At 72.8% G+C, this 22,485-nt stretch carries 16 protein-coding genes; 7 read left to right on the forward strand and 9 right to left on the reverse strand.

The features are described from left to right. Nucleotides 1-4 precede the first annotated feature (4 nt). The 6 genes from Phou_RS18190 (at nucleotide 5) to Phou_RS18215 (ending at nucleotide 7,428) form a co-directional block, all read left to right on the forward strand. A complete protein-coding gene (locus Phou_RS18190; protein ID WP_218579050.1) occupies nucleotides 5-2,671 on the forward strand; it encodes an AAA family ATPase in 2,667 nt (888 codons plus the stop codon). A 78-nt stretch (nucleotides 2,672-2,749) separates the two neighbouring features. Next, nucleotides 2,750-3,832, forward strand: coding sequence for a hypothetical protein (locus Phou_RS18195; protein ID WP_173057101.1), 1,083 nt, complete (start codon nucleotides 2,750-2,752; stop codon nucleotides 3,830-3,832). A 104-nt stretch (nucleotides 3,833-3,936) separates the two neighbouring features. Next, complete coding sequence (locus Phou_RS18200) at nucleotides 3,937-4,524, forward strand: hypothetical protein (protein ID WP_173057102.1); 588 nt, start codon at nucleotides 3,937-3,939, stop codon at nucleotides 4,522-4,524. A gap of 71 nt (nucleotides 4,525-4,595) precedes the next feature. After that, on the forward strand, nucleotides 4,596-4,835 hold the full coding sequence (locus tag Phou_RS18205; RefSeq protein ID WP_173057103.1) for a DUF6458 family protein: 240 nt from the start codon (nucleotides 4,596-4,598) through the stop codon (nucleotides 4,833-4,835). Nucleotides 4,836-5,044: 209 nt separating this feature from the next. Continuing rightward, on the forward strand, nucleotides 5,045-5,266 hold the full coding sequence (locus Phou_RS18210; protein ID WP_173057104.1) for a hypothetical protein: 222 nt from the start codon (nucleotides 5,045-5,047) through the stop codon (nucleotides 5,264-5,266). Continuing rightward, on the forward strand, nucleotides 5,266-7,428 hold the full coding sequence (locus tag Phou_RS18215; RefSeq protein ID WP_173057105.1) for a bifunctional polysaccharide deacetylase/glycosyltransferase family 2 protein: 2,163 nt from the start codon (nucleotides 5,266-5,268) through the stop codon (nucleotides 7,426-7,428). The genes Phou_RS18210 and Phou_RS18215 overlap by 1 nt, the downstream gene beginning before the upstream one ends. Nucleotides 7,429-7,438: 10 nt before the next feature. On the opposite strand, the gene Phou_RS18220 is transcribed toward Phou_RS18215, so the two are convergent. Next, the gene (locus tag Phou_RS18220; RefSeq protein WP_218579051.1) at nucleotides 7,439-8,053 is read right to left on the reverse strand and encodes a hypothetical protein; all 615 of its coding nucleotides are present in this window, start codon (nucleotides 8,051-8,053) and stop codon (nucleotides 7,439-7,441) included. A gap of 88 nt (nucleotides 8,054-8,141) precedes the next feature. Between Phou_RS18220 and Phou_RS18225 the strand changes: the two genes are divergently transcribed. Beyond that, nucleotides 8,142-11,168 carry an AfsR/SARP family transcriptional regulator gene (locus Phou_RS18225; RefSeq protein ID WP_218579052.1) on the forward strand — a complete coding sequence of 1,009 codons (3,027 nt, stop codon included), beginning with the start codon at nucleotides 8,142-8,144 and terminating at the stop codon, nucleotides 11,166-11,168. Between the two features lie 141 nt (nucleotides 11,169-11,309). Here Phou_RS18225 and Phou_RS18230 read toward each other — a convergent pair whose 3' ends face one another. From Phou_RS18230 to Phou_RS18265, 8 genes are all read right to left on the reverse strand, one after another. Beyond that, nucleotides 11,310-12,464 (reverse strand): molybdopterin molybdotransferase MoeA, encoded by a 1,155-nt coding sequence (locus tag Phou_RS18230; protein WP_173057108.1) that lies wholly within the window; start codon nucleotides 12,462-12,464, stop codon nucleotides 11,310-11,312. Between the two features lie 80 nt (nucleotides 12,465-12,544). Further along, on the reverse strand, nucleotides 12,545-14,005 hold the full coding sequence (gene ahcY / locus Phou_RS18235; protein WP_173057109.1) for an adenosylhomocysteinase: 1,461 nt from the start codon (nucleotides 14,003-14,005) through the stop codon (nucleotides 12,545-12,547). A 121-nt stretch (nucleotides 14,006-14,126) separates the two neighbouring features. Further along, on the reverse strand, nucleotides 14,127-16,304 hold the full coding sequence (locus Phou_RS18240) for an MMPL family transporter (protein WP_173057110.1): 2,178 nt from the start codon (nucleotides 16,302-16,304) through the stop codon (nucleotides 14,127-14,129). Nucleotides 16,305-16,386: 82 nt separating this feature from the next. Beyond that, the gene (locus Phou_RS18245; RefSeq protein WP_173057111.1) at nucleotides 16,387-16,989 is read right to left on the reverse strand and encodes a TetR/AcrR family transcriptional regulator; all 603 of its coding nucleotides are present in this window, start codon (nucleotides 16,987-16,989) and stop codon (nucleotides 16,387-16,389) included. 199 nt (nucleotides 16,990-17,188) lie between these two features. Further along, complete coding sequence (locus tag Phou_RS18250) at nucleotides 17,189-18,661, reverse strand: RICIN domain-containing protein (RefSeq protein ID WP_173057112.1); 1,473 nt, start codon at nucleotides 18,659-18,661, stop codon at nucleotides 17,189-17,191. 26 nt (nucleotides 18,662-18,687) lie between these two features. Next, on the reverse strand, nucleotides 18,688-20,133 hold the full coding sequence (locus tag Phou_RS18255; RefSeq protein WP_246273602.1) for a pectinesterase family protein: 1,446 nt from the start codon (nucleotides 20,131-20,133) through the stop codon (nucleotides 18,688-18,690). Nucleotides 20,134-20,362: 229 nt separating this feature from the next. After that, nucleotides 20,363-21,598 carry an ROK family transcriptional regulator gene (locus Phou_RS18260; protein ID WP_173057114.1) on the reverse strand — a complete coding sequence of 412 codons (1,236 nt, stop codon included), beginning with the start codon at nucleotides 21,596-21,598 and terminating at the stop codon, nucleotides 20,363-20,365. Next, entirely contained in the window at nucleotides 21,595-22,482 is an 888-nt protein-coding gene (locus Phou_RS18265; RefSeq protein ID WP_173057115.1) for a DUF6807 domain-containing protein, read from the reverse strand. Before Phou_RS18265 ends, Phou_RS18260 begins: the two co-directional genes overlap by 4 nt. Between the last annotated feature and the right edge of the window lie 3 nt (nucleotides 22,483-22,485).

Consider the following 22,485-nt stretch of genomic DNA (forward strand, 5'->3'; position numbering starts at 1 on the left):
CGCATTGACGGGGCGCGATGACGAGCTCGAGGCCATCGCGACCGTGCTGGATGGCGGCGCGCTCCTACTGACCGGCAGGGCCGGCAGCGGACGATCGGCACTGCTCGAAGCGGCGGCCGAGCGGGCGGCCGCGTCCGCGATCCGGGTGCTCCGCGGCGCCGGCAGCACCGTCGAGGCCGACCTGGCGTACGCCGGGCTCAACCAGCTGCTGTGGCCGCTGCGCGCACACGTCGACGACCTCGGAGCGGCTCACCGCGACGCGCTGCGCTCGGCGCTGGGGCTGGACGCCGGCCCGCCCCCCGACCGGCTTGTCGTCGCCACGGCGGCGCTGACGCTGCTCACGCGCGCGGCGCCGGTACTGCTGCTCGTCGACGACCTGCACCGCATCGATCCGGCCAGCGCCGCCGTCGTCGGCTTTCTGGCCCGCCGCCTCGACGGCAGCGGCGCGGCCCTGCTCGCCGCGACCGACGCCGGCGACGACGCGACCGGCATCGGCACGCTCGCCGTCCGGCCGCTCGGCGAGGAGGCGGCATCGGCGCTGCTCACGACGCATTTCCCGGACCTCGCGGGACGGGTGCGCAGGCGCGTGCTCGCCACCGCGCGGGGCAGCCCGCTTGCACTGCACGAGCTGCCGGCCGCGCTGACCTCGGCCCAGCGAAGCGGCACGCGCGAACTGCCCGACCCGCTGCCGCTCGGACCGCGCCTGGCCGCGCTGTACGGCGCCCGCCTCGCCGCACTGCCCGCACCGACCCGCCGGCTGCTGCTGCTCGTGGCACTCGACGGGCGCGGCGGCTCGGACGCGCTGGCCTCGGCCGGTGACCTCGCCGACCTGCTGCCGGCCGAACGCGCCGACCTCGTCACCGTCGACGCCTGCCGGATACGTTTCCACGACCCGCTCGCGCGCTGCGCGGTCGTCGCCCTCGCCCCGCCCGGGGAGCGGCGGGCCGCACACAGCCTTCTCGCCGAGGGCGCCGACCGGCCGGAACGCCGCGCCTGGCACCTGGCCCGGGCGACGCTCGGCCCGGACGAGCGGGTGGCCGGGCTGCTGATGCGGGCAGCGCACACCCATCGCCGGCGGGGCGACGCGGCCGGCGCGTACGCGGCGATGGTCCGGGCGGCCGACCTCAGCCCCCGCGGCGCCGACCGGAGCCGGCGGCTCGCCGAGGCGGCGTCGGTACGGGCGGACGTGGACCTGCGCGGCGTGTCCCGGCTGCTCGGCGACGCCCGGCACGCCGATCCCGGCCGCCGCGGCTCGGTGCCCGCGGCCGTGGCCTCCGCGCACCTCGTGCTCAACGACGACGGCGACGTCGACACCGCCCACCGCCTCCTCGTCGCCGCGCTCGACGACCGCGACCCGGCGCACGTCGACGCGCTGCAGACGCTGTTGACCGTCTGCGCGTTCGGCGGTCGGGACGAGCTGTGGGCGCCGTTTCACGCCGCGGTGGCCCGGCTGCGCCCGGGGCCGCCGACGCTGCTGGCGCTGGGCGCGTCGCTCGTCGCCGACCCAGCTCGCGCGACACCGGCCGACCTCGCCCTTCTCGACGATCTCACCGGGCGGCTGCACGACGAGGTCGACCCGGCCCGCATCGTGGCGGTGGGCCGGGCCGCCCTCTTCGCCGACCGGATGGCCGCGTGCCGGGAGGCCCACCGCCGGGTGGTACGCGACGGGCAGCGCGGCGGTGCGGTCATCGCCGTGGTCCGCGCACTCGTCAACCTCTGCCTGGACGGCGTGCGCACGGGACGCTGGGCGGAGGCGACCCGGCTTGCCGCCGAAGGGCAGGCGCTCTGCGCGCCGCACGGCTACCGGATGCTGCGGTGGCCGCTGCGGTTCGGTACGGCGCTTGTCGCGGCCGCGCAGGGCGACGAAACCACGGCCAACGATCTCGCCGGCCGGATGCTCGGCTGGGCCGCCACCCAGGGCGCGCGCTCCGTGACCCGAGCCGCGCACCACGTGCTGGCCGTCGCGGCGCTGAGCCGGGGCGATGCCGAGGAGGCGTACCGGCACACGATCCAGGTGAGCCCACCCGGTGTGCTGGCCGCCAACGCGCCGCTCGCGCTCTGGTCCGGCATCGACCTCGTGGAGGCCGCGGTGCGCACCGGCCGGCACGCCGAGGCAGCGGCCCACGCCACCGCGCTGGGCCGGGTCGCGCCGCTCTCCCCACGGCTCGCGGTGGTGGCCGCCGCGGCGGTGGCGACCGTCGACCCGTCGGGCGACCGCTTCGCGGCGGCGCTCGCGGTGCCGGGTGCCGAGCGGTGGCCGTTCGACCTCGCCCGGGTGCGCCTCGCGTACGGCGAGTGGCTGCGCCGCCACCACGCCACCGCCGCGGCGCGCGAGCACCTTGTCGCGGCGAAGCACGCGTTCGCGCAGTTGGGCGCCGTGCCGTGGACGGCGCGTGCCGACGCGGAGCTGCGCGCGGCCGGCGTGGCGACCGCGGCCGGTCCCGCCGTGCTGACGCCGCAGGAGCGGGAGATCGCGCTGCTCGCGGCGACCGGCCTGACGAACAAGGAGATCGGGCAGCGGCTGCACCTGTCGCACCGCACCGTCGGCGCCCACCTCTACCGGGTCTTTCCCAAACTGGGCATCGGCTCGCGGGCCGCGCTCCGGGACGCCTTATCCCCCGAAGGAATGACAACCGGCCCAGACCGCCCGGAATCAATCGCGCATCGGTAATTTCCGGACCGAACCGTCATTACGCCCTTCCGCCATCGGCGTTGCTGTGCCGACTCACGTCGGCGGAAGGAGGTTTCCATGTACGTGTCCAAACAGGCCCTCGCCTGGCTCTTCGTGCTCGGCGCGGGCCTTGTCGGCTGGTTGCTGTGGTGGTCGTCGGACCATCGCGGCGAGCCGGTGGTGGCGGCAGCGGAGCAGCCGGCGGCGCCTCAGCCACAAACCTTGCGGCTCACGATCGTGACCCCGGACGGCGAAACCATCCGAGAAGTGCCGGTCAGGGCCGGCGCGGCGCCGGACGGCGAAACCACCCGAGAAGTGCCGGTCAAGGCCGCCCCGGCGACCGGCGCGGCGCCTGCCCGGCAGAACGTCGACCACGACCTGACGGTGCTCGCCCACGACGGGGCCATCGTCTACGTCGGCGACGACGGCGAGCTCACCGCCAACACCGGCGACGTCCAGTCGAGCGGCGCGGTGACGATCGACTCCGAGGGCTCGACTCTCCAGACCGGACAGAGCACGGTCACCCTCGCCGCGGATCCAGACCACGCCACGGGGGCGGTCCGGGACGCGGACGGCGAGGTGGTGAACGAGTTCGCGCCGCACCTCGGCGACCGGGCGGTGGCCATCGCCGGCTACGAGAACCACTCGGTCAACGTTGCCGGCAACGACCAGATCGTCACGTACGACGACTCGAACGTCTACGTCAACCGCAACGGCGAGATCATGGGAAACACCGGCGACACCGACTCGAGCGGGCTGAACGCCCTCTTCGTGGTCCGCTCGGTCGTACGCTCCGGCGACTCGGCCGACGCCCCACCCGGGCAGGAGCCGGAGGAGCCCGAGGAGCCGGAGGAAGAGGCGGACCTCGCGGCCGGGACGCTCGCAGCGACGGGAGGCAGCCCGACCGGCTCCGGCGCGGTGACCGACGATGACGGCGGCACCACGGCCAGTGGCCGCAACCCGCTCGTCATCGGCGGCGACGGCTACGACGACCTGGGCATCCGGTCGAGTGGCAACCGCAACGTCGTCACGTACGACGACTCCAACGTGGTCATCGGTGGCACCGGCGGCGCGATGACGCAGATCGGCGACGCGGACACCGGCGGCGCCGTGGTGATGGCCATCATCGACTCGCACGTCGAGGCCGGCGACGCGTTCTGACGACGACCTGCGCCCCTGGCCGCACTTCCCATCCGGCCGGGGCGTGTAACGCCGGCGGCACGCCGGTCGCTTCCCCCTGCGGAGGAACAGCCGGGGAGGCACACGTGGCGGACGAAGGGCAGGCGGGGCGGCATCGAAGGCCGTACTCGCTGCCTGACTGGTTGCCGGACTGGCCGGGGGCACGGGCCTGGCTGCGACAGTGGTGGATCACCGTCGTGTCCGGTGGGCTGATCCTGTTGACCGCGGCGGCGGTACTCATGGTGATCGCCGGCCGGGACGGGGGCCGGCCGGCGGATGTCGCGTTCGCCGCCGCGGCCCCTTCCGACGTGCCGGCGACGCCCACTGTCGACGAGCCCGCGCCCGTGGTCACGACGGTCGCACCGCCCACGCCCTCGGCCTCGCCGACCCCGCGCCGCAGGCCGGTCAACCCCATCGACCGGCTCGCCGCGGTCGCCGTGACGGCGCAACAGCTTGTCGAGAGCGGTGACCTGGACCGCCGCGCCGGGCGGGAGATCCTGCGCACACTCGCCACGATCAGCGTCGCCGTCCGTGACGGCCGGACCGATCGGGCCGCCGAGAGGCTGCGTGAGCTGGAGAATCGCCTCGGTGAGCTGCGCGAGGACGGCAAGCTCAGCCGGGCCGGCTTCGTGGCGCTGGACGTCCTCCAACCGATCATCAGCTCGCTGCGCTGAGCCACGGCGCGGGTTCACAGTTCGGCCGGTTGGGTACTGCGAGGTTGTTCCCCCAACCAAGGAGGCCCCTCATGGGTATCGGAGCCTGCGTCTTTCTCATCGCGGTCGGCGCGATTCTCACCTTCGCGGTCGACGCCACCGTCGGCGGACTCGACATCGACGTCGTCGGCTGGATCCTGATGGGCGCCGGCGTGCTCGGCCTTGTCGTGACGATGATGATCTGGGGCAACCGCCGCCGGACCGTGGTCGCCGAGGAGCCGGTTGAGTACCGGCGGGTCGAGGAACGCCGGGACGTCGCCCCGCCGCTCTGACAAAAGGTCGGCTGGGGCGAGGACCTCGGTTACCTGGGGCACCGAGTTCGATTCAGGCGATCCCACCCCAGCCGACACCTGCATCAGCGTTCCCACACCCCCTCGCGTTACTCCCCAGGAGATTTCTCATGTCTGAGCCGGCACGCCGGCACGGGCGGACCGTCGGCAGGGCGGCGGTCCGCCGAACCGTGGCCCGAGCCAACCCACAAGTGACCCGACGACCTGCGGCGCGAGGCGTCGCCGAGCCGATCGACACGTCGACCCGGCCGGTGCCTCCGCCCGATGCCACCGCCCCGATATTCGTCGACCACTCCGGGCGGCGGGCCCGCGTGCTGCGCCGGGTCGCGTACAGCCTTGTCCTGATCGCCCTCGCCCTGCTCGCGCTGCTGTGGCTGAGCCAGGCCTCGGTCCTCGGCGCGGAGGTGCCCTGATGGGTGTCTGGCATGGACGGCGGCGCGTTGGCGGCACTGGCGAGGTACCGCTCCCGCCCCGCCGCCGCACCCGGTGGGTCGTGCCGCTCGCCGTCACGTTCATCCTGGCCAACCTGCTCGCGATCGGCGCGTACACGAACTCCCGCTTCGCACCCGACGCCGAGCACGCGGGCGCGGGCGGCGGGGCGGTACCGGCGCCGGTGCGGGACGGCGGCGCCGTCGTGGACACCCGCGACAAGCGGAACTCGTCGTACCGGATGCCGGCCCGGACGATCGCGCTGACCTTCGACGACGGGCCGGATCCCGTGTGGACGCCACGCGTGCTCGACGTGCTCGCCAAGCACCGCACGCGCGCCACGTTCTTCGTCGTCGGTGCGCAGGTGGCCCGCCATCCCGACCTGACCCGGCGGCTGCTGCGCGAGGGGCACGAGCTCGGCGTCCACACGTTCACCCACCCGGACCTGGCCGAGCTGCCCTCGTGGCGGCGGCGGCTCGAGTACGCGCAGACCCAGGACGCGATCGCGTACACCACCGGCGCCACGACACCGCTGGTCCGGCTGCCGTACTCCAGCGGCGTGGACGCGCTCGACGGCCCGGAGTGGTCGGTGGCGCGCGAGGCCGGCGGCTGGGGCTACGTGCCGGTCTTCAACGACATCGACAGCCGCGACTGGGCCCGTCCCGGCGCCGCGTCGATCGTGCGCAGCTCAACCCCGGAGGGCGACCGCGGCGCGGTGGTGCTCATGCACGACGCCGGCGGCGACCGGGCGCAGACCCTTGCCGCGCTCGACCGGCTCATCCCCAGCCTGAAGCAACGCGGGTACCGGTTCACGACGGTCTCCGAGGGTGTTGCCGGTGCGGTGCCGGGGCTCGACCGCGACCGGGAGCCCAGCCGGGGTCAGGCGGTCCGCGGCGCGGCACTGGTGTGGGGTGTCACGATCGCCGACGGCGCGCTCCGCGTGCTCTGGGTACTGCTGATCGTCGTCGGGGTCTTGACGCTCCTGCGGACCCTGCTGATGTTCGCCATCGCGGTCCGGCACGCCCGTCGACGGCGGGCCGCCGCGTGGTCCTGGGGGCCGCCCGTCACGCCGCCGGTCACCGTCATCGTGCCGGCCTACAACGAGCACGACACGATCGGCGCGACGGTGCGGTCGCTGGCGGCCAGCACGTACCCGGACATCGAGGTGCTCGTCGTCGACGACGAGTCAAGCGACGGCACGGCCGAGGAAGTGGAGCGGCTCGGCCTGCCCGGCGTACGGCTGGTGCGGGTGCCCGCCGGCGGGAAGGCGGCCGCGCTGAACGCGGGCATCGCGCTGGCACGGCATCCGATCGTGGTCATGGTGGACGCCGACACGGTGGTCCCGCCGGAGGCAATCGCCGAGCTGGTGAAGCCATTCGCCGACCCGTCGGTCGGCGCGGTCGCCGGCAACGTCAAGGTCGGCAACAGGCGCGGCCTGATCGGCCGGTGGCAGCACATCGAGTACGTGATCGGCTTCAACCTGGACCGCCGGCTCTACGACGCGCTGGGTTGCATGCCCACGGTCCCCGGCGCGCTCGGTGCGTTCCGGCGGGACGCCGTGCGCCCGGCCGGTGGCCTCAGCCGGGCCACGCTCGCCGAGGACACCGACCTCACGATGGCGTTGCACCGGGCCGGCTGGCGAGTGGTCTACCAGGAGAGCGCGGTGGCGAGCACCGAGGCGCCGAGCACGCTGCGGGACCTGTGGCGCCAGCGGTACCGGTGGAGCTACGGCACCATGCAGGCGATGTGGCGGCACCGCCGCGCGATCGTCGAGCGCGGGCCGTCGGGCCGGTTCGGCCGCCGCGGGCTGCCGTTCATCGCGCTGTTCACCGTGCTGCTGCCGCTGTGCGCGCCGGTCCTGGACGTGTTCGCGGTCTACGGGCTCGTCTTCCTCGATCGCGTGGAGACGCTCGTCGCGTGGCTGGCGGTGCTCGCCATCCAGATCGTCACCGCGGTACTGGCGTTCCGGCTCGACCGCGAGCCGCTCCGCCCCCTGTGGGCGCTGCCGATCCAGCAGGTCGTCTACCGCCAGCTCATGTACCTCGTGCTGCTCCACGCCGCCGCGACCGCGCTCTCCGGCGGCCACCTCAAGTGGCAGAAGCTGCGCCGCACGGGCGAGCTTGCCGGCAAGCCGTCGCCCGGCTGACCGGTTCTGTCTAAATAGGATTGTCGAGCTGGTTGCCCGCGCGCAGCGCGCGGTCGATGCGGTCGACGGCGTCCGCCCACGGCCGTGCGGCCACCACCGGCACGCCCGCGTCGGCCGCGCGCTCGGCCAGCCGCCGCTCCACCAGCGCGCTGATCAGCGCCCGGCCGCGCGGCACGCCGCTGCCCGGCTCGCGCGCCCGGTAGTTGGCGACGACCTGGTCGGCGACCGGCTCGGACACGACCACCGCGCGTACCGCGCCACCAAAGCCGCCGACCAGGTCGGGCACGAGGTAGTCGCCCTCCAGCAGCACCGGCGCGGGCCCCTCGACGTGATCGGCGATCACGGCCCGGAACGCCGGCCGCAGCGCCTCGGCGACCGCCAGGTGCAGGTCCGCGATCTTTTCCGGCTCCCAGCCGGCGGCCTCAGGGTGCGTGTCCCAGTAGTGCAGGACCGGCTGCTGCTCAGCGGTGGTCACCGCCTTGATGCCGGTCACGAGGTCGTCGGCCTCCGCGAGGGGCACGCCGTACCGCGCGGCGAGCAGGCGGGCCACGGTCGACTTGCCGACACCCGACGCACCGCAGACCAACGTCACCGTCCAAGGTGGTGGATCCCGCGGCACGACCATGCGTCCCATTCTGAACACACGCGCCATCAGTTGGACCGGCGGAGCTAAATTGACGAACGAGAATCGACCAAAGTCCTGGGGGTTGGTCGTGGAGTTGCGCTTGCTCGGTCCGGTGGAGGTGCACACAGGGACGCGGCGACTCGCCGGCGGGCGTCCTCAGCAGGCGGTGGTGCTGGCGGCGCTCGCGGTCGACGCGGGCCGGCTTGTGCCGGTGGAGTCGCTGATCGTGCGGGTGTGGGGGTCGTCGCCGCCGCCCCGGGCGCGCCAGCTGCTCCAGACCCACATCAACCGGATCCGCCGCATGCTCGGCGAGGCCGCCGGCGGTGGCGGCCTTGTCGTCCGGCGCGCCGACGGGTACCTGCTGGAGCTCGCACCCGAGCGAGTTGACATGCACCGCTTCGGCCGCCTCGTCGAGCGCGCCGCCGCTGCCGGCCACTCGGCCGAGGACCGCGTCGAGCTGCTGCGCGAGGCGCTCGGGCTCTGGCGCGGTGAGCCGCTTGCCGGGCTGTCCGGCCAGTGGGTGGAGCACACCCGGCACGTGTGGCGCCAGCAGCGGCTCTCCGCACTGCTTGCCTGGGCACGGGCCGAGCTGGAGGTGAGCAACGCACCCGCCGTGATCGACCGGGTGACCGGTGAGCTGGCCGAACATCCGCTGGTCGAGCCGCTGGCGGCGGTGTTGATGCGGGCGCTGGCGGCAGCCGGGCGGGCTGCCGAGGCGCTGGACCGGTACGCCGCCACCCGCGCACACCTGGCCGAGGAGCTGGGCGCCGACCCCGGGCCGGAGCTGCAGGCCGTGCACCAGGCGATCCTGCGCGGCGAGGGTGGCCCTCCCCCGCCGGCAGCGACGGCGGCAGCCAGCCAGCACACGCCGGCCCAGCTGCCGGCCGACGTGGCCGCGTTCACCGGCCGCGGTGACGAGCTGGAGCGGCTCGACGCCATCCTCGCCGCCCCGGGCGGGACAGCGGCCGCCGCCGTTGTGCTCTCCGCGGTGTCCGGCACGGCCGGGGTCGGCAAGACCGCCCTCGCGATCCACTGGGCGCACCAGGTCCGCGGCCGGTTTCCTGACGGACAGCTTTATGTCAATTTGCGTGGGTACGACCCGGACCAGCCGGTCACCGCCGCCGACGCGCTGGCCCGCTTCCTTGCCGCGCTCGGCGTGCCCGGGCCGGAGATCCCGCTCGACCAGGACGAGCGGGCGGCCCGGTACCGCTCGGCGCTCGCGGGCCGCCGGATGCTGATCCTGCTCGACAACGCCTCGTCGGCGGAGCAGGTCCGGCCCCTCCTGCCCGGCACCGGCGGCTGCGCGGTCGTGATCACCAGTCGTGACCGCCTGGCCGGCCTCGTCGCCCGCGACGGGGCGCACCGGCTCGATCTCGACCTGCTGCCGCCGGCCGACGCGTACGCGCTGCTGCACCGCCTGATCGGTGACCGCACCCACGCCGAGCCGGTCGCCACCGCGTCCCTTGTGGACCTTTGCGCGCGCCTGCCGCTGGCCCTGCGCGTCGCCGCTGAGCTGGCCGTCTCCCGCCCCGGTACCTCCCTGACCCGACTGGCAGGCGAGCTGGCCGAGCGGCAGCGCCGGCTGGAGCTGCTGGACGCGGGCGGTGACCCGCGCTCGACGGTGGCGATGGTCTTCTCGTGGTCGATCCAGCACCTGCCGCCCGAGGCCGCCCGCACGTTCCGGCTGCTCGGCCTCCACCCGGGCGCGGACGCCGACGCGTACGCGGTCGCCGCCCTCACCGGAGCGGACCTCGCGGCGACCCGCCGTGATCTCGACACGCTCACCCGCGCGCACCTCGTGGACCCGACGGCACCGGGGCGGTACGGGATGCACGACCTCCTCCGCGCGTACGCGGCGAGTCTTGCCTCCACACAGGACACCGAGGACACGAGGTCGGCCGCGCTCGACCGGCTGTACGCGTACTACCTCGCCACCGCCATGACCGCGATGGACCACCTCTACCCCGCCGAGTCGCATCGCCGACCACGGGTGCCCCCGCCGTCCACGCCGAGCCCCGCGCTGGCCGGCGCCGGCAGCGCGCGGGCCTGGCTGGACGCCGAGCGGGCCGCGCTCGTGGCGACGGTGCGCGGCGCGCCGCCCGGCTCCGCGTACCCGACGCTGCTGTCCACCACGCTCTTCCGCTACCTCGACGGCGGCCACTACACCGACGCGATGGCGGTGCACGACGCCGCGTACGAGGCCGCCCGGCAAGCCGGTGACCTGGCTGGACAGGCACACGCTCTGCGCGGCATCGGCGCCGTGCACCTGAAGCTCGGCCGCTACACCGCCGCCGCCGAGCACTTCGAGCAGGCCGCGACCCTCTTTGCGAAGGCGGACGACCTCGCCGGGCAGGCGGTCGCGCTGACCGCCCTCGGCACCGTCGAGCAGCGGCAGGGCACCTACGCCTCGGCCGCCGACCACCACCAGCAGGCGATGGCCCTCTTCCGCCAGGCGGGCGACGGCTCGGGCGAGGGGCGCGCGCTCAACAACCTGGCCATCATCGAGACCCTGCTGGGCCGGCACGCCGAGTCCGCCCGCCACCACGAGGAAGCGGCCACCCTGGCCCGCCAGGCCGGTGACGGCTCGGGTGAGGCGGCCGCGCTCAACAACCTCGGCCTCGTCGAGCAGCGGCTCGGCCGCGACGAGGAGGCGGCCGAGCACCATCGGCAGGCGGTGGCGCTGTTTCGCCAGCTCGGCGACCGCTCCGGCGAGGCCAGCTCGCTCGACAACCTGGGGATCGCGCACACCCGCCTGGGTCAGCCGGCGCAGGCCGCGACGTACTTCGAGCTGGCGCTCACGCTGTTTCGCGAGATCGGCGACCGCGAGGGCCAGGCGTGGGCGCTCAACGGGCTCGGCGAGGCCGCGCACGCCCGCGGGGAGCCGGGCGACGCCCTCGAACACCACGGCGCCGCGCTCGCGATCACGCTCGACATCGGCGCCGTCGACCAGCAGGCCCGCGCGCTCGCCGGTCTCGGCCACGCCCATCACGCCTTGGGCGACGCGGAGCGGGCCCGCTCACGCTACGGCGAGGCGCTGGTCCTCTACACCGACCTGGAGTCCTTCGAGGCGGCGAAGGTGCGCACACGCCTGGCAGCACTCCCGCCCCAGCCCTGAGCGCGGGCGCGCACATGCCCGCCTGCCTCGGCCGTGAGCGAAGGTGCCCGGCGCGGGGGACGCCGGGCACCAGCTGTGCGACTCCCCGCAGACTGTGCCGCCGACGACTGGACGCGCACTGGACAGAAAATGGACGCGCCGCTACGGCACGGGGAGCACCGCGGCAGAGCTGCCGGTGACCCAGTCGGGTTCGAGCACCGCGACGGCGTCCGCCATCGCGGCCGCCCGGAGGCTGCCGGCACGGGCGCCCGGCAGGATCCGCGCCTGCCCGCCGCTGACCTCGACCGGCGCGAGACGCACCCCGTCCGGGTACGGGCGCCCGGCACCGAAGACCGGCAGCGTGGCCGGTGCCGGCAGCGAGCGGCCGGCCAGGGACGCCACGAGCGGTTCGAGGATCGTCAACCCGGCGACCAGGCCGGCGAACGGGTTGCCCGGCAGCCCCACGACCCATCGCCCATCGGCGGTCACCGCCAGCGCCTGTGGATGACCGGGCCGGCAGCGGACACCGTCGACGAGCCGGCGCGCGCCGAGCCCGCTCAGCACCGGCCCCAGGTGGTCGGCGGCGCCGGCCGACGAGGACCCCGTCACGACCACCACCTCGGCGTCCGTGGTTTCGATCGCGGTCCGCAGCAGCCCGGCGCCGTCACGCAGATGGTGGTACGCGACCGGCTGGCCGCCTGCCCGCGTGACGAGTGCCGTGACGATCGGGCTCAGCGCGTCCCGCACCTGCCCCGGGCCGGGCAGCCCACTGGTCACCACCTCGTCGCCGGTCACGAGCACGGCGACGCTGGGCCGGCGGTGCACCGTCAGCTCGCCGGCACCGGCCTGCGCGGCCGCGCCGAGCACCGCGGCCGTCACGATGCGGCCGGCGGGCACAAGCTCGTCGCCGGGCCGCGCGTCCTCACCGGCGCGCCGGATGTGGTCTTTGGTCTTCCGCGCACCCCGCACCAGGTCGCCGTCGACCTGGCATTCCTCGTACGGGAGTACCGCCTCTGCCGTGGCCGGCACGATCGCCCCGGTGGCGATCTCGACCGCCTCGCCCTCGGCCAGCTCGCCCACCCAGCCGGGACCGCCGGCCAGCACCCGGCCGCCGATCCGCCACGGACCGGGCCCGGCGACCGCGAAGCCGTCCATCGCCGCGGTGTCGAAGGCGGGCGCCGGGACGGCTGCCCGCAGCGGCGCGGCGAGTACCCGGCCGGCCGCTTCCGCCAGCAGGACGCGCTCGGTCCCCGGCATCGCGGACACGCCGGCGGCCAGCGCCCGCGCCCGGTCCCACGGCATGGCCAGGTCCGGCATGCGACGAATGCCTCTCTCCACCGGCGGTACGAAGCCGCCCGGGTCCGATGTGGACGGACCCGGGCGGCCTCAGGACTGGATCAGTAGCGGTAGTGGTCCGACTTGTACGGACCCTCGACGTCGACGCCGAGGTACTCCGCCTGCTTCTTGGTGAGCGTGGTCAGCCGCACGCCGAGCGCGTCGAGGTGCAGCCGGGCCACCTTCTCGTCAAGGTGCTTCGGCAGCGTGTACACCTTCGTCTCGTACTCACCCGGCTTCGTGAACAGCTCGATCTGCGCCATCGTCTGGTTGGTGAACGAGTTGGACATCACGAAGCTGGGATGACCGGTGGCGTTGCCGAGGTTCATCAGGCGCCCCTCGGAGAGCACGAGGATCGCGTGCCCGTCCGGGAAGAGCCACTCGTGCACCTGCGGCTTCACCTCGGTCTTGACGATGCCCGGCACGCGCGCTAGCCCCGCCATGTCGATCTCGGTGTCGAAGTGACCGACGTTGGCGACGATCGCGTTGTGCTTCATCCGGCCCATCTGCTCGGCCATGATGATGTCGGTACCGCCGGTCGTGGTGATGAAGATGTCGCCCTGCTCGACCACGTCTTCGAGCTCCACGACCTGCAGGCCCTCCATCGCGGCCTGCAGCGCGCAGATCGGGTCGATCTCGGTCACGACGACCCGCGCACCCTGGCCGCGCAGCGACTCGACAGCGCCCTTGCCGACGTCGCCGAAGCCGCAGACCACCGCGAGCTTGCCGCCGAGCATCACGTCGGTGGCGCGGTTGAGACCGTCGACAAGGGAGTGGCGGATGCCGTACTTGTTGTCGAACTTCGACTTGGTCACCGAGTCGTTGACGTTGATCGCCGGGAAGAGCAGCCGCCCCTCGCGGGCGAGCCGGTAGAGCCGGGCGACGCCGTTCGTGGTCTCCTCGGAGACACCGCGGATGCCGGCCGCGAGCCGGGTGAAGCGCTTGGCGTCGGCCGCGAAGCTGGTCCGCAGCGACTCGAGGATCAGCTGGTACTCCTCGTGGTCGTCCGCCTGCGCCTCCGGCACCGCGCCGGCCGTCTCGAACTCCACGCCCTTGTGCACCAGCAGCGTCACGTCACCGCCGTCATCGACGATCATGTTCGGCCCCTGGCCGTCGCCGAAGTCGAACAGCTGCATCGTGCACCACCAGTACTCCTCCAGCGTCTCGCCCTTCCAGGCGAACACCGGGGTGCCGGACGGCGCCTCGGTGCTGCCCTCCGGGCCGACGACGACCGCGGCCGCGGCCTCGTCCTGCGTGGAGAAGATGTTGCAGGAGACCCAGCGCACCTGCGCACCGAGCGCGACGAGCGTCTCGATCAGGACCGCGGTCTGGATGGTCATGTGCAGGGACCCGGCGACCCGCGCCCCCCGCAGCGGCTGCTGCTCGGCGAACTCGCGCCGGATCGCCATCAGACCCGGCATCTCCTGCTCGGCGAGGCGCATCTGGTGCCGGCCGAAGTCGGCCAGCGAGAGGTCGCGGACAGCGAACTCGACACCGTTGAGCTTTTGGATGGACAACGACATGAGAAGAGGACACCTCCTCTGTAGGAGGCGCCCTTCAAACCTGGCAACCATGTCGAGCGTGGCGGGCTCGGTGGCCCGTTGCAGCGCCTCTCGACCGGTGCTACGCCGTGACGGCGTCTCATCACGATAACGCAGACGCCCGCGTTTCGTCAGCGGGCGCCGGCGAGGCTAACTGATGGCGGAGCTTCTCACCCTCGACGTCGACGTTGGGCAGGATGCGGTCGAGCCAGCGGGGCAGCCACCACGCCGAGCGGCCGAGCAGGGTCATCACCGCGGGCACGATCGTCATCCGGACGACGAACGCGTCGAAGAGGATCGCCACCGAGAGCGCGAAGCCGATCGACTTGATCAGTGACTCGTGGGACAGGATGAAGCCGGCGAAAACGCTGATCATGATGATGGCCGCCGCGGTGACCACTCGCGCGCCGTGCCCGAAGCCGGTCACCACCGCCTCGGTGGGCTCGGCGCCGTGCACGTACTCCTCGCGCATCCGGGTCACCAGGAAGACCTGGTAGTCCATGGCGAGGCCGAAGACGATGCCGACCAGCAGCACCGGCAGCAGCGACATGATCGGTGCGGTCTCCTCGACGCCGAAGAGCCCGGCCAGCCAGCCCCACTGGAAGACCGCCACCACCGCGCCGAACGTCGCCACCACCGAAAGCAGGAAGCCCAGCGTGGCCTTGAGCGGCACCACGATCGACCGGAAAACGAGCGCCAGCAGCACGAACGCGAGGCCGACCACCACCGCGAGGTACGGCACGAGCGCGTCACCCATCCGGTCCGACACATCGATGTCCATAGCCGTCTGCCCGGTCACGGAGAGGTCGCCGCGGAGCGCGCCGTCAGTGTCGCGGATAGCCGTCACGAGGTCTTCGGTCGCGGCGCTGCTCGGCGCGCTGGCCGGGATCACGGTGAGCAGCGCGGTGTCGCCGGCCGGGTTGACCACCGGCGGTACGACGGCGGCCACGTCGGGCAGGGCCTGGATGGCCTGTGCCGCCTCGTCCGCCGCGCCCTGCGCGTCCGGTGCGTCGACCACGACCGTGAGCGGGCCGTTGAAGCCCGGACCGAACCCCTGGCTGAGCAGGTCATACGCCTTGCGCTGGGTGGTGTCGGGCGCGGCGGTGCCGTCGTCCGGCAGGCCGAGGCGCAGGCTCAGCGCGGGGATCGCGATCACGCCGAGGGCGAGCACCGCGGCCGCCAGCACCGCGGCCGGCCGCCGGGTGACGAAGCGTGCCCATCGGGTACCGGCGGTGGGCTTGCCGTTGCCGGCGGTCTCCGGGTCACGACCGCGCCGGCCCACGATCCGCCGTCCGGCGAAGCCGAGCAATGCGGGCAGCAGGGTCAGCGCGATCAGCACGGAGACGACCACTGTGGACGCCGCGGCGAGGCCCATCTCGGTGAGCAGCGGGATGTTCACCACGGCGAGCGCGGCCAGCGCGATCACCACGGTCAGGCCGGCGAAGACCACCGCGGAGCCGGCGGTACCCACCGCGCGGCCGGCGGCCTCCTCACCGTCCCGGCCGGTCGCCAGCTCGTGCCGGTACCGGGAGACGATGAACAGCGCGTAGTCGATGGCCACCGCCAGGCCCAGCATCAGCGCGAGGATCGAGGTCGTCGACGCCATGTCCACGAAGCCACTGACGATCATGATGCCGCCGATGCCGATACCGATACCGATGATCGCGGTCAGCAGGGGCAGTCCCGCCGCGACTAGCGAGCCGAACGTGATGACCAGAACGACCGCCGCGACGGCGATGCCGAGCACCTCCGTGGCCGAGGTGCCGACCGGCGGATCGAGCGCGTCGCCGCCCATCTCGACGGTCAGCCCGGCTGCCCGGGCCGGCTCCGCCGCGGCGCTCAGCGCATCCCGCGAGGCATCGGTGATGTCCATGCCCTGCACCGTGTAGGTCACCTGGCTGTACGCGATCGTCCCGGCCGGGTTGACGCCACCCACCTGGTACGGGTCGGTCGCCGCACTCACCTGCGGCGCCACTTTCAGCGCGGCAACCGTCTCCTCGATCGCGGCCTTGCTGGCCGGATCGGCGACAGTCCGGCCGTCCGGTGCGGCGAAGACGACCCGCGCTGTCGCACCACCCGCGCCGGCCTGCGGAAACCGCTCGCCGAGCAGGTCGATCGCCTTCTGCGACTCGGTGCCCGGGACGGTGAACGCGGTGGACGTGGGTCCCGACAGCGTGAGAGCGCCGGCACCGAACGCGGCCAGCACCGCCAGCCACAGCACCAGGACGAGCCGCCGGCGCCGGTACGAGAAACGCGCCAGCCGGTACAGATAGGTAGCCATGGGAAGTTTCTCCGTGTGTCGAGGGCGTGGTTGATCGGCCCCGCCACCGGTCGACGGCGGGGCTTGACGGGCTGTTCAGGTGCTAGCGGGGCGGCTCGCGCAGCCCGGCGCCGAGCTGGTCGAACGCCTCTTTCAGCAGGTCGGTCAGGTCGCGCCCGGTCTTGCCGGCGCGCCAGACGTCCATCGAGGCGATGAGCGCGGCGTGCAGGCTGGCCACGAGCAGGCGGGGGTAGAGGTCGCGGTCGGGGTCGGTGCCGGAGCGCTCGGCCACCGCCTCGACGACCATGCGCCCGACCTCTTCGCGGAGCACGTCGTTGCGCGAGGAGAGCGCCGGGCTGGTCTCCATCAGGCGCATGCGGACCGCGATCTGCTCGACGCTGCCGCCGCTCGTGGCGATCAGGTCGTCGGCGATGTGGCGCATCGCCTCCAGCGCCGACTCCCGCGCCGGCCGGGCCCGCAGGGCGGCCACCACGTCACGGACGAAATCCCACGTCGCGGCGAGGATGGCCTCTTCCTTGTTGGCGAAGTAGTTGTGGAACGTGCGCGGCGAGACCCCCGCCGCCTCGGCGATGGCCTCCGCGGTCACGTGCTCCACGCCGCGCTCCTCGGCGAGCCGCATGGCGGCCTCGCTCAGCGCCACGCGCGTCGCCGCCTTCTTCCGCTCCCGCAGTCCGGCATCGATCACCCTGCCGAAGGTAGCAAACAAACTTGCCGGGAGCCAGCAAAATTGCTGATACCCGGCAAGTTGTGCTCCAGCACACAGACCAGCTCGGGTACGAGCCGGAGCCGGCCGCCGCGAGCGCGAAGCGTCGTTTCATCAGATCCTCCACAAAGGAAGGTGCCGGCCTTCCCCCGTGGGAAAGGGGAAGGCCGGCAGGTCGGATTCAGTTGCCGATGCTCGCCTGCGGTCCGGCGTACTGGCGCAGCAGCCGAGGCACGTCTGCCGCGTTGTGCAGCGTGTACGAGTAGAAGCTGGACGGGTTGAAGGCGGAGCCCTTCGAGGTCACCTTGCCCGAGTCCCACGGGCTGTTGACCCGGACGTTGCCCCGGTTTACCAGCTCGCCGGCCTCGACGTAATACGGGTTGCGGACGTTCTCGAAGTAGCTGTTTTCGATGACCGCCTTGGTCAGACCGCGCACGTAGTTGCCGTACGAGCTGTTGTTCTGCAGGAAGTTGTTGTACATGTGGCAGTACGCGATGTTGTCCGCGCTGGGGTTGCGCGTGACCGTGTTCTGAAACCAGTTGTGGTGAATGGTGATCCGTGCGGTCACGTTCTCAGTCCAGCCGATGCCGAACGTCTTGTTGTGGTCCACGAGGTGGTTCCACGAGACGGTCAGGTTTGTGGTGTCCTTGCGGCTGTCGATGAGGCCGTCGTTCATCCGCGTGAGGCGGTTGTGGTCGATCCAGATGCGGTTCGCGGTGTCCATCTGGATCGCGTCGTAGTCGTACGCGTCGTCGCCCGGGTCGTCATCGGTCATCTGGGTGTCGCGGATCGTCAGGTTCCGGATGATCACGTTACTGACACCCACGCCGAGGAAGAACCCGCCGCCCACGATGTGCCCGCTGGTGCCGACGCCGATGATGGTCTTGTTGGAGGCCACCCGCAGCTCGGTCCCCTTGGGACTGATGTTGATCGTCCCGGCGACCCGGATCACGTACGCGCCGCTCGCCGTCACGTACTGGTTGAGCTGCGACTGGTTGGTGACCGTCACGGTCTGCCCGCCGGCGCCGCCGGTGACGCCCTGCGCGAAGCCGTCTGGCACGTTCGAGTACGGCACGCCAGCCGACGGCGGCGGCGTGGTCGGGTTGGGGCTGCCGCCGACCTGGTTGAACGTCCACTGCATCCGCGCGGCGTCGCCGCAGGTCTCCTGGACGACCGGGTTGTTGCCCGCCGTCGAGCCGTCCCGGTTGCTCACGCACAGCGCGCTCGCCGCGCTCGTGACGATGTACTTGCCGGCGGCCGCGCTCGACGGGGAGAAACCCCACCGCTGGTTGAGCTTCGTGCCGTCACCGCAGCCCCACTGCTGCAGCTGCACGCCGGACGACGACGAGCTGGAGGGTACGTCCGCGCAGCGGGTGCTGCCCGCGTTCACCAGGTTGAAGCCTCCGGCCGAGGACGACTGGACCCGCCAGTGCTGCCGGGTCGCACCCGAGGAGCAGGAGGCCTGCTGGAGCAGCGCACCGTTGTCGGCGGAGCCGCCGGCGACCTCCAGGCACTTGCCGGAGGAGGCGGAAACCACCGTGTAGACGCCGCCGTTGGCCGGCACCGCGGCGTTGGCCGGCAGCACCGAGACCGCGACGATCGCGGCCGGCACGGTCAGGCCGATCACGGCGAGGCCGATCAGTTTCCGTTTCATCGTGTTCCTTCCGTGGGAGAGCGGGTTCACATCGGGTTCCAGCCGTCGGAGCCGGCGAGGTAGCGCTGCGGCGTGTAGTTGGCGGCCTGGGAGTCGGACAGCTGCGGGCGGTTGCTGTTTGTGCCCGCGCCCGAGCCGGTGTTGCGGTACTCGAGGAAGCGCGCGTTCTGCCAGAGGTTGCCGGACATGTCGGTCCACGGCTGCGCGGTGCGGACGGTGGCACTGAGCGTCGACTCGCGGTACAGCACCTGGGCATCCGGACGCCACGGGCGGCCGAGCTGGGTGACGTTGTTCGCCGCGCCGGTGATGTTCGAGCGGTAGAAGAGGAACCCGTACGTCTTGGTGGCAGCGGTGCTGGCCGCGGTGATCGGCCCGCCGGTCGAACGCTTCTCGTAGATGTTGCAGTTGTTGAAGACGATCGTGCCGCCGCCGAAGATGAAGTCGACGGTGCCCTCCACATAGGAGTTGACCATGTAGGCGCGGGTGGCGTCGTTCACCAGGAAGGTGTCCTGCGCCCCGAGGAGCCGCACGTTGTTGAAGACCGCGCGGTCCGCGTTGAGGTTGAGCGCGACGGCCTGGCTGCCCTCGCCGTAGTCGTTGGACATCGTCAGGTTGGTGGCGATGAAGTTGGCGCCGTTGACGAAGACGGTGGCGCTGCCCGACGTGCCCCAGCCGCCGGCGGAGCTGTGGTTGTTGACGATGACCGTGTTGCTGGCGGACGAGCCCAGCCCCTGCAGCGTGATGTGCGGCTTGTTCGAGGGGACCGTGACGATCTCCCGGTACGTGCCGGCCTTGATAGTGATGACCCGGCGGGAGGTGTTGTTCGCCGGCACCGCGTCGACCGCCGCCTGCACCGTGCGGTACGTGCCGGTGCCGTCCGCGGCCACCGTCGGCGTGCCGGTCGGCGGCGGCGTGGTCGGGTTGGGACTGCCGCCGACCTGGTTGAAGAGCCACTGCATCCGGGCGACGTCGGAGCAGGTCTCCTGGACGATCGGGTTGTTGCCCGCGGTCGAGCCGTCGCGGTCGCTCACGCACAGCCCGCTCGCCGCGCTGGTGACCGTGTATTTCCCGGGCGCCGCGCCCGACGCCGCGAAGGACCACCGCTGGTTGACCTTCGTACCGTCGCCGCAGCCCCACTGCTGCAACTGCACACCCGACGTCGTCGAACTCGACGGGACGTCGGCGCAGCGGGTGCTGTTCACGTTAACCAACGTGAACCCGCCGGCGGACGACGACGTCACCCGCCAGTGCTGCCGCGTCGCGCTGGCACTGCACGACGCCTGCTGGAGAAGCGCACCGTTGTCGGCGGAGCCACCCGCGACCTCGAGGCACTTGCCCGAAGCCGCGACGGCGAGCGTGTAGACGCCGCCATTCGCCGGGGTCGCGGCGTTGGCCGGCAGCACGGATACGGCGACTATCGCGGCCGGTACCGCCAGAGCCACGGCGCCGACCAGCGTGAGTCGTTTGAACATTCGCATCCCTTCTTCGCGCGGGTACGGCCGACCGCACACGGATAGGGATGGCGTCGGCCGTCATGGAGTGGCTGCGTGTGTTCGCCGCGAGCCCGGACAGGCGACGAGACTGTGGACGGCGGTTGCCCAGCCACCGATCCCAGTCGATGCGTAGTTGAGGCTATGCCACGCCAGAGTGTTATGTCAATCGATGAAACAAACCCCGCTGGCTGCGGTTTCTTCCGGAGATTTACCGGACGGTCGGCTGGTGGAGCAGCCACGTGGCGGGACGCTGGCGGATCTGGTCGATCGAAGTGAGAGCCGCACCGATGACCGCCGCGTCGGGGCCGAGGATCGCCGGGCGCACGGTGACCGGCGCCCAGTCCGTGGTGAGCACCCGCTGGTTGATCTCGGCCCGCGCGTTGGCGGTGAGCCAGGACGTGAGGAGCGCGTAGCTGCCGCCGAGCAGCACGGTGTCGATGTCGAGGATGTTCAGCACGTCGGACAGGGCGATGCCGAGCGTGGTGCTGGCCGTGTCGAGCGCGGCCAGCGTGGCCGGCTCGCCCGCGTCGGCACGGGTCAGGATCGCGGCGTCCGGCGTGACGCCGGCCGGTGCCGGGTCGTCGCCGAGGATCGCCTCCAGGCTCGCGTACGTGTGCAGGCACCCGCGCGCACCGCAGGGGCAGGGCTTGCCGTCCGGGTACACGGTGACGTGTCCCAGCTCGCCGCTCCAGCCGCGCATGCCGCGCAGCAGCTGTCCATCTAGGACAATGCCGGCGCCGATGCCGAGCCCGCCGGAGACGTACACGAAGCCGGCGCCGGCATCCCCACCGGCGTACAGCTCGGCCAGGGCGGCGAGGTTGGCCTCGTTTTCCACGGTCACCGGGAGGTTGAGGTGGCTTGTCGCGTTGCGCAGCAGGGCGCCGGCGTCCACGTCGCGCCAGCCCAGCGCGGGCGCCGAGCGGACGATGCCGGCGTCCACCGGCCCGGGTACCGCCAATGTCGCCGTCACGACGGTGAGGCTCTCCGCGGCGATGGCCTCGATCGCGGCGTCGGCCATGCGTGCCAGGTCGGCCAGCACCGCGTCGGCCGTCCGCCCCGCGTACGGCGACGGCGCGAAGGCCAGGTGGCGGACGTTGCCGGTCAGGTCGACGGCGCAGGCGGCCAGGCCGTCCGCGCGGATGTCGAGGCCGAGCCCGGCCGGTCCCCGGTCGGAGAGCGTGAGACCCACACGGGGCCGCCCGGCGCGCCCGTCGTGTGCGATGCCGGTCTCGGTGATGAGCTGGCCGGCGAGGAGGTCTTCGACGATCCGCGTGATGGTCGGCCGGGTCAGGCCGGTCGCGGCCGCCAGCTCGGTGCGGGAGATCGGGTGGGTCGCGGCGAGGATGTGCCGGAACACAAGCTCGAGGTTGATGGTGCGCAGGCTCTCCTGCCGGACCGGCTCTTCGCGTCGTCGTGAGCTGCTCGGCCGGATCGGAGTCGTCATGTCGCCTGCCGGGCGAGAGCGGCGGCCGCGGCCGGCGTCAGCGGCCCGTCCACGACGACGGTGACGAGGCTGCGCTCGATCGTCTCGTCCGGACCGAGGACGAGCGGCTCGTCCCAGGCCAGCGAGGAGCCGACCCCGAGGTAGTCGCGGGCACGGACGAACCAGCGGTCGCGGGCGGTGGTCTCGTCTCCGGGTACGAAGAGGACGGTCCAGGTGTCCCCCGACGTGACGCCGGTGACGGCGAGCCAGGCCGCGGTGCCGCCGTGCACCGAGCGCACGTCGCTGCCGGCCGGGCTGAGCACCTGCGCGGTGTCCGCCGCGGCGCCACGCCAGAAGAAGCCGCCGTACCCCGCGCCGGGGCGCCCCTGCGCGGCCGGGCTGCGGATCGGCAGCGGCGCGCCGGTGAGGTTGGTGAGCCGGGTGTGCATGGCCAGCGCCCAGGCTATGTCGGTCAGCGGGCGGCACGCGATCGTCCGCTGCTCGCGCAGCAGCGCCGCTCCGTGCGCGTCCGCCCAGCGCAGCGCGTGCGCGAGCTCGTCGCCGCCGTGCCGCAGCCACCGCTCGTGGTGCTGGACGCCGTGGTTGTCGAGCCACGCCGGTCCGTGGCCGGCGACGAACGTCCGCCCGCCCCAGAAGTTGTGCCCGCCCACGTCCGGCGCCGCGATGCTGATGCCGAACTGGTGGCGGTGCGAGTCCGGGGCCGCGTCGGTGACCGTGACGCCGGCGAGCGTGCGCACGGGATGCAGGTACGGGCGCGGCGACATGGCGAGAGGCAGGTCGGGCTGCCACACGTACCGCGCGACGTCGTGTCCCCGCACGCGCAGGGTGGCGGTGCCGTGCGGCTGGCCATCCAGCGCCTGCGGGTGCACGCCGGGACCCGCCATGGT

The organism is Phytohabitans houttuyneae, assembly GCF_011764425.1.
GTDB lineage: Bacteria > Actinomycetota > Actinomycetes > Mycobacteriales > Micromonosporaceae > Phytohabitans > Phytohabitans houttuyneae.

Excerpts from the sequence above, each read along its gene's own strand:
- Phou_RS18195 (WP_173057101.1), top strand. The coding sequence starts at position 2,750 with ATGTACGTGTCCAAACAGGCCCTCGCCTGGCTCTTCGTGCTCGGCGCG.
- Phou_RS18220 (WP_218579051.1), bottom strand. The coding sequence starts at position 8,053 with ATGGTCGTGCCGCGGGATCCACCACCTTGGACGGTGACGTTGGTCTGC.
- Phou_RS18250 (WP_173057112.1), bottom strand. The coding sequence starts at position 18,661 with ATGAAACGGAAACTGATCGGCCTCGCCGTGATCGGCCTGACCGTGCCG.
- Phou_RS18255 (WP_246273602.1), bottom strand. The coding sequence starts at position 20,133 with ATGTTCAAACGACTCACGCTGGTCGGCGCCGTGGCTCTGGCGGTACCG.
- Phou_RS18240 (WP_173057110.1), bottom strand. The coding sequence starts at position 16,304 with ATGGCTACCTATCTGTACCGGCTGGCGCGTTTCTCGTACCGGCGCCGG.
- Phou_RS18230 (WP_173057108.1), bottom strand. The coding sequence starts at position 12,464 with ATGCCGGACCTGGCCATGCCGTGGGACCGGGCGCGGGCGCTGGCCGCC.
- Phou_RS18205 (WP_173057103.1), top strand. The coding sequence starts at position 4,596 with ATGGGTATCGGAGCCTGCGTCTTTCTCATCGCGGTCGGCGCGATTCTC.
- Phou_RS18215 (WP_173057105.1), top strand. The coding sequence starts at position 5,266 with ATGGGTGTCTGGCATGGACGGCGGCGCGTTGGCGGCACTGGCGAGGTA.
- Phou_RS18265 (WP_173057115.1), bottom strand. The coding sequence starts at position 22,482 with ATGGCGGGTCCCGGCGTGCACCCGCAGGCGCTGGATGGCCAGCCGCAC.
- ahcY (WP_173057109.1), bottom strand. The coding sequence starts at position 14,005 with ATGTCGTTGTCCATCCAAAAGCTCAACGGTGTCGAGTTCGCTGTCCGC.
- Phou_RS18260 (WP_173057114.1), bottom strand. The coding sequence starts at position 21,598 with ATGACGACTCCGATCCGGCCGAGCAGCTCACGACGACGCGAAGAGCCG.